At 39.6% G+C, this 14553-nt stretch carries 13 protein-coding genes; 6 read left to right on the forward strand and 7 right to left on the reverse strand.

The window, feature by feature from the left end; genetic code table 11:
* Positions 1 to 15: 15 nt before the first annotated feature.
* Positions 16 to 342: a cupredoxin domain-containing protein gene (locus O2942_03940; protein MDA0781399.1), complete on the reverse strand. Its 327-nt coding sequence runs from the start codon at positions 340 to 342 to the stop codon at positions 16 to 18.
* Positions 343 to 571: 229 nt separating this feature from the next.
* Here O2942_03940 and O2942_03945 point away from each other — a divergent pair, with 229 nt between their 5' ends.
* Entirely contained in the window at positions 572 to 1309 is a 738-nt protein-coding gene (locus O2942_03945; GenBank protein ID MDA0781400.1) for a hypothetical protein, read from the forward strand.
* Between the two features lie 39 nt (positions 1310 to 1348).
* Entirely contained in the window at positions 1349 to 2071 is a 723-nt protein-coding gene (gene gloB / locus O2942_03950; GenBank protein ID MDA0781401.1) for a hydroxyacylglutathione hydrolase, read from the forward strand.
* 27 nt (positions 2072 to 2098) lie between these two features.
* On the opposite strand, the gene O2942_03955 is transcribed toward gloB, so the two are convergent.
* The 3 genes from O2942_03955 to mutL all read right to left on the reverse strand — a co-directional run bounded on the left by O2942_03955 (position 2099) and on the right by mutL (position 5580).
* Positions 2099 to 2221 carry a hypothetical protein gene (locus O2942_03955; GenBank protein MDA0781402.1) on the reverse strand — a complete coding sequence of 41 codons (123 nt, stop codon included), beginning with the start codon at positions 2219 to 2221 and terminating at the stop codon, positions 2099 to 2101.
* Positions 2222 to 2591: 370 nt separating this feature from the next.
* Complete coding sequence (recA, locus tag O2942_03960; protein MDA0781403.1) at positions 2592 to 3629, reverse strand: recombinase RecA; 1038 nt, start codon at positions 3627 to 3629, stop codon at positions 2592 to 2594.
* 79 nt (positions 3630 to 3708) lie between these two features.
* A complete protein-coding gene (gene mutL, locus O2942_03965; GenBank protein ID MDA0781404.1) occupies positions 3709 to 5580 on the reverse strand; it encodes a DNA mismatch repair endonuclease MutL in 1872 nt (623 codons plus the stop codon).
* 358 nt (positions 5581 to 5938) lie between these two features.
* On the opposite strand from mutL, the gene O2942_03970 reads away from it, so the two are divergent.
* Positions 5939 to 6661, forward strand: a complete 723-nt coding sequence (locus tag O2942_03970) for a response regulator transcription factor (protein ID MDA0781405.1) — start codon at positions 5939 to 5941, stop codon at positions 6659 to 6661.
* A gap of 104 nt (positions 6662 to 6765) precedes the next feature.
* Here the strand turns inward: O2942_03970 and O2942_03975 are convergent, their stop codons facing one another.
* Positions 6766 to 7401 (reverse strand): YggS family pyridoxal phosphate-dependent enzyme, encoded by a 636-nt coding sequence (locus O2942_03975; GenBank protein MDA0781406.1) that lies wholly within the window; start codon positions 7399 to 7401, stop codon positions 6766 to 6768.
* Between the two features lie 208 nt (positions 7402 to 7609).
* Here O2942_03975 and O2942_03980 point away from each other — a divergent pair, with 208 nt between their 5' ends.
* Positions 7610 to 8827: a porin gene (locus O2942_03980; protein ID MDA0781407.1), complete on the forward strand. Its 1218-nt coding sequence runs from the start codon at positions 7610 to 7612 to the stop codon at positions 8825 to 8827.
* A gap of 310 nt (positions 8828 to 9137) precedes the next feature.
* Here O2942_03980 and putA read toward each other — a convergent pair whose 3' ends face one another.
* Positions 9138 to 12191, reverse strand: coding sequence for a bifunctional proline dehydrogenase/L-glutamate gamma-semialdehyde dehydrogenase PutA (gene putA / locus O2942_03985; GenBank protein MDA0781408.1), 3054 nt, complete (start codon positions 12189 to 12191; stop codon positions 9138 to 9140).
* A 154-nt stretch (positions 12192 to 12345) separates the two neighbouring features.
* Positions 12346 to 12678 (reverse strand): hypothetical protein, encoded by a 333-nt coding sequence (locus tag O2942_03990; GenBank protein ID MDA0781409.1) that lies wholly within the window; start codon positions 12676 to 12678, stop codon positions 12346 to 12348.
* A gap of 73 nt (positions 12679 to 12751) precedes the next feature.
* On the opposite strand from O2942_03990, the gene pyrF reads away from it, so the two are divergent.
* Both pyrF and lptA read left to right on the forward strand, forming a co-directional pair.
* A complete protein-coding gene (pyrF, locus tag O2942_03995) occupies positions 12752 to 13459 on the forward strand; it encodes an orotidine-5'-phosphate decarboxylase (GenBank protein MDA0781410.1) in 708 nt (235 codons plus the stop codon).
* A gap of 80 nt (positions 13460 to 13539) precedes the next feature.
* Positions 13540 to 14061, forward strand: coding sequence for a lipopolysaccharide transport periplasmic protein LptA (gene lptA, locus O2942_04000; GenBank protein ID MDA0781411.1), 522 nt, complete (start codon positions 13540 to 13542; stop codon positions 14059 to 14061).
* Positions 14062 to 14553 lie beyond the last annotated feature (492 nt).

A 14553-nucleotide genomic window follows, 5' to 3' on the forward strand; every position in this document is an offset into this window, starting at 1 on the left:
AATCGTTTAGATAGACTACTCGGCAATAATAACACCTTGTGCGGTTGCCTCGTTGAACTCACCGAAATATTTATAGCTTCCGGCTTCTACAGGTCCGACAAAAACTATAGCCTGACTATTACCGCTGATGATTTTCTCACGGTTAAGGTCGTGGCTTTCAAATTCTTCAGGAGAAGAGTCCTGATTATCAATTACAAGCTTGACCTTTTCACCTGCGGGTATCTTTGTTTCGGCAGGAATAAAAAGATGGTCTTTAATTATAATCTTAAACTCTTTTATTTCAGCAGACGCTATGTTAGCGGAAAATAATACGGCTATAACACCTAAAAATAATGATTTCATAATAATCCTCGATATTAAATAGTAATGATTCTTAATTGCGTTTCGTGTAACTAATAACTAATTTTTTCTAAAAGTGCAAGTTTTTTAAAGAATCCTAATATTTATATAAATCTATAACAATTGCAGGCATTGATAAATTAATCGGTAAGTTAAAGAATGACATTTGGCGAATATTGTTTTATATTAATAACTAAAGGGAAATGTATTCGGTATAAATATATAGGTAATTATGCTAGTTACACGTAGGCAGGTTCACCAGCTTAAAAAGAAAATAAAGAACACAATTATGCTATTAACCATAAGCGGTGTTACTGCGTATGGGGGATTATATTTTATGGGCAAGGGGTATATTAACAAATATGATTTGCCTTTTTTGCCTGACGAAATGAATTTTTACCTTTTTTTAAACGGATATAAATTAAATGAAGTGGAGGCTTATATACCTGATGCTCCATTGCAAAAAAGACTTAAAACAAATAAAGATTTTACGAGTAAGGATAAAAAATACAGGTATGTAGCACATTCAACAATTCAGTTTTATGGCAGGGTTTTATCAATAATAAGATATCGAATAGACGATAAAGCTGAAATATCTCCTTATGACATGGCATCGGGGTGGTTGGATATGTCTAGGGTGGAGCTTATAAGAAATCTTAGGTTCTCGCAGGGTGATAGGAGGTTATACACCGACCCGTGGGATACATGGGCTCCTGATGACCCGAGAATTTCAATGAACTTTACTAATATGCATATTATACCTGCAAATAGTAAAGTTATGCAGACATTATCTACTATAAAAAAATATGACGTATTTGAAATGGAAGGATATCTGGTAGATGTAAGAGGGGTAGAAAAAGAATATGTTTGGAATAGCTCAAGAACAAGAGCCGATATAGGGCGAGGTTCAAGCGAAATAATTTATGTAACCGGCCTAAGAAGACTTGAACCGCCTATCAAATTGGAATAATTTTGGAATCCAAAAAATAAAAAGAAGTATGAACAACTTATGTTCGAGATAATACAAATTGCCGTTTTACCGCATAATGCTAATTATAATTATATACTGCACGGGGAAGGGGAAACCGTAATCGTAGACCCGTCTTTATCCGCTCCCATTATAGATGTACTCAAAGAAAAAGGGTGGCGTGCGGATAAAATAATCAACACACACCACCACTGGGATCATACTGACGGCAATATGGAGTTAAAGGAATTCTATAACGCAAAGGTAATAGGATTTTTGCAAGATGCCCATAGAATCCCCGGCATTGATATTTTCTTAAATGAAGGAGATGAAATACAAATATGCGGTGAAAAAGCTCGGATAATGTTTCTGCCCGGTCATACGACGGGGCATATCGCCTATTATTTTGAAGAATTAGATATACTTTTCTCAGGCGATGTTATTTTCGCAATGGGTTGTGGCAGACTATTTGAAGGAACGTACGAGCAGGCATATGAAAGTTTGCAAAAAATAGTGTCACTGCCACCACATACCAAAATTTACTGTGCACATGAATATACGTTAACTAACGGTAAATTCGTTCGGACAATCGACCCTAAAAACGAAGATGTAAAAACAAGAATGCAGATTACGGAAAAATTACGGGCACAAAATATTCCTACTATACCCACAACTGTAGAAACAGAACTAAAAACCAATCCGTTTGTCAGGGCTAAGAGTGTAGGTGAATTCGAGAAAATAAGAAAAGCAAGGGACAGATTCTAACAGGAAGTGAAAAAATTCAACGTTATATCAATGCTTGTTTAACCATTCATTTTGTGTTTTTTCTTTTATCTCTATTCCCTGTAAGATACCGTCTGCGTATATATGCGTCACTCTCATGGTTATGTTAATCTGAGATACTTCATTTTCCACATGTTCTTCGTTATGCTCAGAAACGGGTTGCCCCGTTTGTTTTAAAATATCCTTTTTATTCTCAATAATTTTTCCCTTTTCCCATTGCCTTGTCCCTCCTAGTCCTTACATATCTGTTAATATTCTATTGATATCTAAATATAGCAATTTTTTGTTACAAAAACGTTTCAACATGAGGCGTTTTATAAAAAACTTTATTTTTGTAAATTAATTGAAATAAAAATAGGCACTAATGTAAAGAAAGTGTAATAAATAGTGTAAAAACAAGAACTTTTGTTATAAAAAATTAGCATTTGAACGTATTGTTATCCCCGAACAAGTCGGGGATAACAATTTTAACTCTTCAAAATTCCTTGGTGAATTATAAAGCTTAAGCCGGAACAGCTTCTTCTTCGGTTACGGAATCGGCATCACTTGTTTTTAATATTCCGGCTTTAGTAAGTATTTTCTTCTCAATCTCATTGGCCATCTCAGGATTTTCAAAAAGGAATTTACGAGCGTTTTCTTTACCCTGACCTATTCGGGTACTTTCATATGAAAACCAAGAACCTGCCTTTTCAACAATGCCCGCCTGCACACCAAGGTCGATTATCTCGCCAAGCTTGGAAATACCCTCTCCATAGATTATGTCAAACTCAACCTGTTTGAACGGAGGGGCAACCTTATTCTTAACTACCTTAACTCTTGTCTGGCTGCCTACAACATCTTCCTTATCTTTTAAGGAGCCTATGCGTCGTATGTCAAGACGAACAGATGCATAGAACTTTAGAGCATTACCGCCTGTAGTTGTCTCAGGGCTACCGAACATAACGCCTATCTTCATACGAATCTGGTTAATGAATATAACCGTACAGCCGGTTCGTGAAACGGAACCCGTCAACTTTCTTAGTGCCTGACTCATAAGGCGAGCCTGCAAGCCCATGTGTGAATCACCCATATCTCCATCTATCTCTGCCTTAGGAGTAAGGGCGGCTACCGAGTCAACCACAACAACATCAACCGCACCTGAGCGTACCAGAGTATCGGTTATCTCTAAAGCCTGCTCACCGTTATCCGGCTGTGATATAACCAGATTATCAATGTCAACACCAAGCTTTTTGGCATATTCGGGGTCAAGTGCATGTTCTGCATCGACAAAAGCACATGTTCCGCCTTTCTTCTGGGACTCGGCTACTATATGCAATGTAAGGGTGGTCTTACCCGAACTTTCAGGGCCGAATATCTCTATAACACGACCCTTTGGCACTCCGCCCACACCCAAAGCCATATCAAGACCAAGCGAGCCTGTAGGAATGGCGGCAACTTTCATTGTTTCTTTTTGACCAAGCTTCATGGCAGAGCCTTTCCCGAATGCCTTTTCTATTTGTGCAAGAGCAGTATCTAGTGCCTTTTGTTTATTGTCGTCCATTTATATTACCTATTTTTACGAGTTTTATTAATAACAATCAGCTATACTAAAGTTAGCGAGAGTTTGCAAAATATTTATATCACCTACGACCGAAAAGCTTTTCGATATCATTTAATTTCAGTTCAACATAAGTAGGACGACCATGGTTACACTGCCCAGAATACGGAGTTTTTTCCATATCACGAAGTATGGCATTCATCTCATGTAGATTAAGTCTGCGTCCGCTCCTTACAGAGCCGTGACATGCCATAGTGCCGCAAACATGCTCAAAACTCTCCTGAACGTTTAATATCTCGCCATGTTCTTCCAAGTCGTTTGCAAGGTTCTTTATCAACCCTTGTGCGTCAACCTCTCCGAGTAATGCAGGAGTTTCACGCACTACTATAGCACTATCGCCGAACTTATCGATAATCAGCCCCATTTTCTGTAAAGCCTCTTTTTGTTCAAAAACCCTCATCGCTTCCATAGGGCTTAGCTCTACCACTTCCGGTATCAGCAATCTTTGTGATGACACGCCTTTGCCGTCCATTGCCTCTTTCATACGCTCATATACCAGCCTTTCATGTGCGGCGTGCTGGTCAACAATAACTATACCGCCCTTAGTTTGTGCAACTATGTAAGTTTCATGCAACTGACAGCGTGAAATCCCCAGCGGATAATTATTATCGTTTACTACTACATCTTCTTCTACCGGCTCATGCCTTACCGACACGAGCTGTTGTTCTTTGCTAAATAGTTGTTCTTGCGGTACGGTTGCGGAAGCCGACGGCTGCCTAAATTCAGCGATTTTTTCATTTAGTGCCGGTCTTACCTCGTTTTCTTTATTAGGGAAGTACGCACCGAAATTTCTGTTAACATCACTATATGAAGGTCTTGGAAATGCTGCAATCTTGCTTGCATTTTGCGGCTCTGATGATGGCTTGAACGCACTTAGTGCATGTGCCGATACGGTTGAAGATGCTCTGTGTCCTGCGGTAGACAGGGCGTTTTTCAACGTGCTGACTATCAGACCGCGCACCAGACCGTTATCACGGAACCGTACTTCTGCCTTGGTTGGGTGTACATTTACATCAACCTCACCATTGGCAAGTTCAAAGAATAATGCCACGACAGGATATCTGTCACGGGCAAGGAAGTCCTGATACGCTGCTCTGATAGAGCCTAAAAGCAGCTTGTCCTTAACCGGACGGTTATTTACGAATATATATTGCGAATTTGCCGTACCTTTAGAATATGTCGGCAGACAAGCGTAGCCATGTAGCCTGATTCCCTCTCTGGCAGTGTCCACCTCAATGGAATTTGCGTCAAAGTCACGGGATATCAGGTCATTTAAGCGTTCATTAAGCTTGCCGCCTTTAGAGGTGTTTATAAGTTCTTTTTTCTCATTTTTAAGTGTAAAGCCCACATGCGGATTAGCCATTGCAAGTTTAGTAATAACTTCCTGTATATATATCGTCTCTGTTTTTTCGGTCTTTAAAAATTTCAATCTGGCAGGAGTTGCAAAGAACAGGTCACGCACCTCTATTTTTGTACCCCTGCTTATCTGTGCGGGGAAAACTTCCGATTTTTCACCGCCATCTACTTTTATTGCCCATGCGTCATTTTCTCCTTCGTGGCGGCTGGTTACGGTCATACGTGAAACCGAACCGATAGAAGGCAGAGCCTCGCCCCTGAACCCTAAGAAATTTATATCGAACAAATCATCATCGGAAAGTTTTGATGTAGCGTGCCTTTCAAGGCATAGGTCAAGCTCATCGGCCGTCATGCCTTTACCGTTATCGGCAACCGATACAAGATTACGTCCGCCGTTATTTACAACCACATCAATTTGTGTAGAGCCTGCATCTATGGCATTTTCAACCAACTCTTTAACAACTGATGCAGGTCTTTCTATCACTTCTCCGGCAGCAATTCTGTTTATTGTAGTAGGGGATAATATGTGTAGTTTCATAAAAAATATTTTAATTATTTCATTTTTTTATACGTTACTATATACATCTGAATCGTTAAATTCAAACTATGTCTTTTATTAGTTTTTAATTATAAAAAAGGACTTTTTTAGATTTTTTAAGGACTCGTTAACTATTTGTTAACTATTTGAGTGCATTTTAGTTAACGCTTAGTTAATTTGATGCATTTTTTTGTCACGATTGTTTAAAATGATATTAATAGTTATATTTTCCTTGAAAAATAAAACTTTTAATGTGAAAGTAAGTGGTCAACATTGAAAGATGTTTTTAACATTAATTTTTTATAATAATAACTTTATAACAATGTATGTTTAAATTTTTCCGTAGGAGCTTTAGAGAATGCGAGTATTATTAGTTGAGGATGATTCTGCAACGGCAAGGTCAATTGAATTGGCTTTAGCTTCAGAGGGTATAGTCTGTGATATTGCAAATTTAGGGGAAGAAGGTTTAGAGATCGGCAAAATCTACGATTACGATATAATCATTCTTGATTTGATGCTACCTGATATAGACGGATACGAAGTTTTGTTACGCCTTCGTTCTGCAAAAATACAGGTTCCTATACTTATATTGTCGGGTTTATCCGGCAGTGAGCAGAAAATTAAAGGTTTAAGCTTCGGTGCCGATGACTATCTTACCAAGCCTTTCAACCGTGGTGAGTTGGTTGCCCGTATTCAGGCTATAGTAAGGCGTTCTAAAGGTTACTCCGATTCGGTAATACAGATTGATGACCGCATTGTTATGAATCTTGACAGCCGTACCGTTGAAATTGATAAATCACCTGTTCATCTTACTTCAAAAGAATACGGCATATTAGAGCTTCTTGTTCTTCGTCGAGGCTCTTTAATTACCAAAGAGATGTTTTTAAACCATTTATATGGCGGCATTGATGAACCTGACCTTAAAATTATAGACGTATTCGTATGTAAATTACGTAAGAAGCTGGCTAAGATTACGGGCGGGTTTAACTATATCGACACCGTTTGGGGTAGAGGTTATATCTTAAAAGAGAATGTGTCCGAAGATGCGGAGGCCGCCGTTCCTGCCGAGCAAGGAGCCTGAAAGGGGAAGACTCCGGCGGAGGATTTGTGAAGAAGTGACTAATCTTAAATATAACGGGCGAACTTGTCGCAGTGCTTGATTTTGCGGTTTAGTGAAAATTCTTATTACTCAGCCCTTTCACCGAAAATAGCCGTACCTATCCTAACATGAGTAGCACCGCAATCAATCGCCTGCATATAATCGCCGCTCATACCCATACTGCAAATATCAAGATTATGTTTATTACATAAGTCCCGTAGCATTTTAAAATGCGGCTTAGGGTCTTCGTTTACAGGCGGGATACACATTAATCCTTTTACGGGCAAACCTTTTTCTATACAATCTTTGATAAACATATCGGCATCTTTTGGTAGCACTCCGGCTTTTTGCGGTTCTTCACCCGTATTTACCTGAATAAGGCAATCAGGGTATTTACTTTGCTTTTTCATTTCTGTTATAAGTGCGTTTGCAAGCTTTTCCCTGTCTACCACCTCTATAACATCAAATGTCTTTATTGCTTCTTTTACCTTATTGGTTTGCAACGCCCCTATTAGATGAAGCTCCACATCAGAGTGTTTTTTACGAATCTCAGACCATTTCTGCACGGCTTCTTGAACTTTATTCTCACCGAAGATTTTGTGTCCCGCCTCAATAGCCTGCAATGTTTCATCGGCGGATCTATATTTACTTACCGCTATTAATTTAGCCCTTTCGTTAATTTGATAAGATATTTTTAATAAATTTCGCTTAATATGTATCATAAATGTAGTTTTTTTGAATTTATTGAAAATTTAAGATGTATTTTTACAACACAAATGCATAAAAAGGCGTGCAGGTAGCATTATTAAGCCATTATCTGTTGTTATCTGACACCACGATACTATCTTGTTCAAAGGTTATTTGAAATATTATTTTCAAGTACGACTGAATTTAGTTTTTTACTATTAAATTTAAAATATGGATAACAAAATGAAAAAAATCTTACTTGCTACAACTGCTGTCGGTTTATTTGCAGCCGCTTCGGCAAATGCATCAGGTCCTACTGTGACTGTTGGTGGTTATGCTGATTTCCAAGTCGGTTCATCCGATCAGGAATCTTTATTTGAAGCTAGTCCTTTGACTAACGCATTCTCTAAAGACTTACACACAAGAACCGATACTGAAATTTACATTAAAGTTGACGGTAAAACCGATAACGGTCTTGGCTATGGTGCTTTAATTGAGCTTGAAGCCGATGTAAGTGCTGATGATGATACCGGTGCTAATAACAATGCCGAAAGAGCTTATATCTATGTAGAAAGCGGATTCGGACGTGTTGAAGTCGGTGCTACGGGTGATGCGGGTGATGCATTGCGTGTTGACGCAAGCACATTTGCTCGTGCAACAGGTGGTATCGGTGGTGATTTCTACAATTATGCCGACCTAGGAAACTCTCAAACTCCTGTAAGTGTTAGCGATTTTTACATACTTCCGGGTCTTCCGACTGCTGTCGGTCTGACAGGTGAAGCTGACGGCGGTGTTAAAACTGCTCGTGCTACTGCTAACAAAATCAGCTACTACTCTCCGCGTATCCAAGGTTTACAACTTGGTGTAAGCTACACGCCTGACCAAGATGAGCGTGGTACTGCATCAGGTTTCAGTGCTGATGCAAACGGTGCTGCCGGTGCTGTTACAGGTATCGAAAATGCATGGAATGTCGGTTTAAACTATGACGGTGAGTTCAACGGTTTCGGAATTGAGGCTTCTGCTCAGGCTGAGTGGGGCAACACTGAAAATGCAGGTCTTGTTGCTACTACTCGTGACGACCTACAAGCTTATGCTTTCGGTTTAGCCGGTAGCTATGCAGGTTTCACTCTAGGTGGTTCATACGGAATTATTGATGAGTCTTCAAACACAGCTACATTGAACACCGAGATAGATTACTGGACATTAGGTGCTGCTTATGTGTTCGGACCATTCGGTACTTCAGTATCTTACATGGATTCAACTATTGAAAACCAAACGGGTACAAATGACGCTGAGTTCCAGAACATAGTAGTTGGTGCCGATTACCAATTAGCTCCGGGACTAGTTCCTTATGTTGAGGTTTCTTTCTTTGAAACCGATAATAACATAGCTGACGTTGCCGGAACTTCTGTTGACAACGAAGGTACTGTATTTATCGTTGGTACTGAATTAAACTTCTAAGTTTAACTAGTATTAGAATATTAAAAGGCGGATCATACGATCCGCCTTTTTTTGTTGAAAGTAACTTAAGTCAAAAAACTATAGCGTTTCTAATGTTAAATGATAATGTCATCCCCCGAATTTGCGAAGCAAATTATAGGGGGATCTGTTTTAATTGACAGAAGATCCCCGCACGGAGGCGGGGATGACAACTATCAATAAATTTTGGAAATACTATAAATTAGATCCCCCTATAATTGCCTACGGCAATTCGGGGGATGACAGCAGTATCCAAAAGGGTAAATACTATAATTTAAAGGACTATATATAATCAAACTAACAAATCCCGATTTCCGCCAATTGCCGTTGTATTTACCGTATATGTCTTTTCGGTTACGAATCTTAAAAGATAGTTAGGCCCTCCGGCTTTAGGCCCCGTACCGGAAAGCCCCTCACCGCCAAACGGTTGCACACCTACCGTTGCACCTATCATATTACGGTTAACATATAAGTTACCCACATTGACCCTTTGCCGGATATATTCCGCTCTTGATTCTACCCTGCTTTGAATGCCAAGCGTCAGCCCGTAGCCTGTAGAGTTAACTTCTGCAATAACATTATCAAGATTCTTCCCGCTATAGCGTACAACATGCAGGACAGGACCAAACACTTCCTCTTTCAAATCGGCAATAGAATTTATCTCAAACACATGCGGAACTACAAAATATCCTGCATCGGCAATTTCACTTTTTATATCGGCTTTTGCCACCAGCTTGTGTTTAGCTTTCATGCTTCGTATATGCGTATCAAGTTTCTTTTTTGCGTCAATATCAATAACGCTTGAAATATCGGTTTCCAACATTTGGGGAGAACCGATATTAAGGGTTTGCATAGCCCCCGATAGCACTTGTAGCAACTCATCGGCGATATCATTTTGCACGTACAGCACCCTTAAAGCCGAGCATCGTTGCCCGGCACTCATGAAAGCCGATTGGATTATGTCGTCAACAGTCTGTTCAACCAGTGCGGTAGAATCTACTATCATAGCGTTCTGACCGCCTGTTTCTGCGATGAAAGGAATTATCGAGCCCCCTCTTGCAGCCAGATTATTATTGATAATATTAGCGGTTTGATTAGAGCCTGTGAACACCACTCCTGCAACCCTGTGGTCATTGAGTAATTTTTTACCGATTGCCTCACCATCACCAAGAAGCAGGTTTATCACTCCTTTAGGTACACCCGCCTCATACAATAACCTTACGGCATATGCGGCAATAAGGGGTGTCTGTTCGGAAGGTTTTGCAATTACCGTATTGCCCGTCACAAGTGCGGCAGATACCTGCCCTAAGAAAATCGCAAGCGGAAAATTCCACGGACTTATGCATACAAAAACCCCTCTACCGGTGTAAGAAAGTAAGTTCTTCTCACCTGTAGAACCTTGCAATATAATATCTTCCCCCAGCAGTTTCCTTGCCTTGACGGCATAATATCTACAAAAATCCACTGCCTCACGCAATTCGGCTATTGAATCGGCTATTGTCTTGCCTGCCTCCCTCATACATAACGAGATTACCTCAAGGCTGTTTTTTTCCAGAAGGTCAGCCGTTTTCTCAAGAATTTCAGCCCTTTGGTCTACCGGAGTCTTGTTCCATTTTTCAAATGCCTTATGACTTACCTCAACAGCTTCTAAAACCTGTGTTTGTTTTATATTGCCTACCTTACCGACCTTGTGCTTATTGTTATAAGGGCTATAAACGTCCTGAACCTGCCCTGAAACTTCTTTATTGCCGATAAATGAAGTAGCCGACCATTTGTTACCCTTTAATTTATCCAACTCGCCCAGAAATTTTTCAACATCCGCCTTATTGCCCGTATCCAAGCCTATTGAGTTTTTTCTATCCTCATAAATATCCGAAGGTAAAGGGATTTTGTTTTTTTCAGCCTTATATTCAAGAATGTCGGAAGAAAGGTTATTAAGTGCTATTTTATCATCGGATACATTTTTTACAAAAGAACTGTTAGCACTATTTTCAAGCAGCCTTCTTATCAAATAAGGTAGCAGCTCCTTGTAGCTTCCTACGGGTGCATATACACGGCAAGGATATTTTTTGACCACCTCGTCATATATAGAGCCTCCCATGCCGTGTATTAACTGAAACTCGAATTGCTTACCCTTTGCGGCTTTTTCTATTTCGGCGATAGTAACAGCGTTATGCGTAGCAAACTGAGGATATATGTGGGCTTCTGTTTCCAGCATTTTATATGCACATGCCAGATATGATATATCGGTATGTTCTTTATGCGTAAATACGGGATAATCCTCATGTGAGGCAATTTGCGACTTTTTTATTTCAGCGTCCCAGTAAGCACCTTTTACCAGTCTTACGGGTATTTGTTTTCCGATATGTTTTGCCAGAGCCTCAATATAGTCTATAACCGCAAAAGCGTGCCTTTGATAAGCCTGTACCGCCAAGCCTATTCCCTCTGCTTCTTTTAGGTCGTTATCGCATAAAAGTTCGGTGAATATTTCCAGTGTCAGGTCAAGCCTTTCGTATTCTTCGGCATCTATGGTTATTGATATTCCGGCATCAAGAGCCTGCATAACAACTTCTTTTAATTTAGGCAGAAGCTCGACTTTTACTTTTTCAACATTAGTGTAATGAAAATGGGGGTGGAATGCAGAAAGCTTTATAGATATAGCCGGTCTTTTATATCTTGCCTGCGTCAGGTCAACCGCATTTTGTATATTCTCAATAGCGGTTTTATATTTGTTTATATATATCTGTGCCTGCTCGGGTGAGCGTGCAGCCTCGCCAAGCATATCGTAAGACATCACATAGCCTTTCTTTTCATATTTTTTTGCACGGCTCATGGCATCGTTAATATCTTGCCCCATAACAAAATGCCCGCCCAGCAGTTTCATAGACTGTTTTATAGAAGAGCGTATAAAGGGGGTTGCAGCAGACTTAATAGGCTTTTCCCGATTCAGGAATTTTCCTACGATTTTCATACCCAATGCCGAGGCTTTCATGACCTTTGAGTTTCCCTTTCCCTTAAACTCGTCCCATTTTACACCCTGTAGCTTGTCGTGTATAAGGGCGTTTGCAGTCGAGCTGTCGGGAACTCTGAGCAAAGCCTCACAAAGCGAAAGTATCGCTATACCTTCGTCCGTATCAAGACCGTACTGCCTGAAAAAAGCTTCAATACCTATTGAATCGACGTTATTCCTGATATGTGAAATATAGCTATTTGCAGCAGTCTTTATCGGGGCAAAGCTGCCACGTTTATCTTTTACGATTTTCTTTAATTTAAGAACGGTTTTATCTTCGGAGCATTTTGCTTGTGAACTTACCTCAAATAATAATTTACCTAATTTTTTATCCATAAAATAACATCGAATTCCCTGTTAAATAACAAGACTATTTGTTACATATTATGTTTATATAGTCAATTAACCTGAGTTTCTTAAGCAGGATTTATATATTGTTGAGACTTAGGTAGTGTCGACAAATTATTAATGAAAAGTGAAAATACTATAACTACCTGATTCTTTCTCTTCGACCGCCTGTAGCAGCAGGCTCCTCACCGGTGGGAGGAAGTGCGTCTTTTTCCACTTTACCTTCCTCGGGTAACGCTCCTCTTTGTCGCCTTTCTGCCTCACCACCGGCTCCTATATATTTTACAAGCAATTCATTGGTTCTTTTAGTTTCTGCCAGAATTTCTTTTAACAATTTTGTTTGTTCAGTATTTTCACCTACAATAACCGTTCTGTCATCAACTGCACTTGTGGACTTATTATTAAATCCGGCATAAGCCGCACCTGATGCTAACACAAACGTAACAGCAACGGTACTAATGTATTTTTTATTCATTATTTGTCCCCTTTTTAGTAGATAATATATTATATTATATTATCATGTCATCATATAATTATACTATAATTTTATGATGACAAACATTATTATCTGTGCCATTGATACTAAAGACATCAAACAGGCAAAAAAGCTTGCACTTTCGGTGAAGGACAGCGTAGCAATGGTTAAATGCGGTCTTGAGTTCTTTACGGCAAATGGTGCGGCGGGTATAAAAGAGATTGCGTCAACCGGCATCGAAATATTCCTTGACCTGAAGTTCCATGATATTCCCAATACGGTTGCAGAGGCCGTAAAAAGTGCGGTTAGCCTTGATGTTAGCATAATAACTATCCATACACTCGGCGGCAAGGCAATGATGCAGGCTGCATCTTATGCGGCAAAAGAAGAGGCGGCAAGGCTTGGAAAACAAAAACCGCTGATAGTAGGGGTTACGGTTCTGACTAGTATGGACGACAACGAACTAAACGGCATAGGGATAGATAAAGCGTCTTTAGAGCAGGTGAAAATATTAGCGAAGCTGGCAAAGGAATCGGGACTGGACGGCATTGTCTGCTCACCGCATGAAATAAAGTCGGTAAAATCGATATGCGGCAAGGATTTTGTAACGGTAGTACCGGGCATACGCCCCGACTCAAGCACCAACGACGACCAGAAGCGTGTTATGACACCAAAACAGGCGGTAAATGAAGGAGCTGATTATATTGTAATAGGAAGACCGATAACGCGTTCAAAAAATCCGGCAAAGACTGCACGGGATATTTTTAATATTATAAAATAATTCTTTACTGGATTTTGTGACATATTATTGTTATAATGCAGCCCCTGACATTATGTTAACTATAATTTTTTTATAAAAATATGATTAAGAAAATACTAATTTGTACATTATCTGCTTTTTATGCATTCGGCTCATACGCATCGACCGAAGGCTATCAAGGCTATGATTCAAAGGCTCCTGTCGAGATAACTTCGGATACTCTGGAAATAGAACAAGATAAACAAAAAGCCGTATTCAAGGGCAATGTTGAGGCTATACAAAGTAATATTACTATCAAATCCGATGAGATGCTTGTTCATTATAAATCAGGTGGGGGCAAATCCCAAAACTCGGTATCGAAGGTTGAAACCGTAGGCAATGTCACGCTAAAAACCCCTAAAGAAACCGCAAGCAGTAATAAGGGCGTTTTCGATGTAGATAAAAAACTCATTACTTTATTGGGTAATGTTTCACTAAAAAGTGGAAAAAATGTGGTAAATGGCGAAAAGTTTGTTTATAATTTGAACACGGGTAAAAGTAGTATCGTTAGCGATACGAAGCAAGAAGCGAACGGGACGGAGAAAAAAGGACGTGTTAGGGGGGTTTTTATTCCCGAACAATAGTTTTTCTCTTTTTAAGATACAGGTAGTCTATGATTAAGAGATTTATGGATAAGAAATCACTCTCGGTTAGGGAAAGTGCTGAAACATTGAAAAAGATAACATCGGGCAATACGCCTAAAATAAAAAAAACAGCCGATAAGAAGCAAGTGGACTTTGAAGCACTTAATAAGGCAGCTATAGATAAGATTACGAAAAAAAAGCCTGTAGCTAGCCAAAAATCGCTTTTTGAAGAGGCTATAGTAGAAAAGCCCGTTACTCAGCCGCCGGCTAATGATATAACTGCCGATGATAAGAATGTCATCGTTACCCCTTTAGCAGAGGAATCTACTCAAGATATCGTTAAGGAAGAAGCTGCGGTCAAAGAGCCTGCCGTTATTGAGGCTATTAATAACACGCAGGTCACAAAAGAAGTGAAAAAACAAGAGAAAAAGCCGTTTTTAAAGGCTGTAACCTCAATAGTATCCGAAGAAAAAGAGGATACTCCTAAAAACG

Source organism: Pseudomonadota bacterium, assembly GCA_027620075.1.
Classification (GTDB): domain Bacteria; phylum Pseudomonadota; class Alphaproteobacteria; order Rickettsiales; family UBA6187; genus 1-14-0-20-39-49.